Annotated in this window: 1 pseudogene; it reads left to right on the top strand. The window is 63.8% G+C overall.

Going from position 1 to position 395, the window contains the following annotated elements:
- Positions 1-120: 120 nt before the first annotated feature.
- Positions 121-395: pseudogene (locus HFC70_RS26625) on the top strand (hypothetical protein); the annotation flags it as partial.

Here is a 395-nt window from a genome sequence, read left to right as displayed (position 1 = left end):
GCCGGAAGCCGCGCTGAAGGACGCCCGGTTACATGCCGTGCTGGCGCTGTTCGATGCGATCCGCAGCGGCCAGGTCCGCGAACGCGACGCCGCGCAAAAGTTGCTGGAGCCTTATTTCCAATGAGGCGAGAGCATCCGAACCTGGCGAAGATTGAACTGATTGCGGATGTATTGGGGGAGCTGCGGGATCAGTTGGTGTTCGTTGGCGGCTGCGCGGTGGATTTGCTGCTCACCGACCCGGCGGCCGCACCGGCGCGGGTGACTTACGATGTCGACTTGGTGGCGCGGGTGGAGGCGCTGGTCGGGTATCACGCACTGGAAAAAGAGTTCTCCCGGCTCGGCTTCAAGCGTGACATGGCGCGGGATGCGCCGATCTGCCGCTGGCGCTTCAACAA

Source organism: Agrobacterium sp. a22-2, from assembly GCF_012276985.1.
In the GTDB taxonomy this organism is placed as follows: Bacteria; Pseudomonadota; Alphaproteobacteria; order Rhizobiales; family Rhizobiaceae; genus Allorhizobium.
The sequence above is the reverse complement of the archived record's forward strand: the minus strand, read 5'-3'. Positions and strand labels throughout refer to the sequence as shown.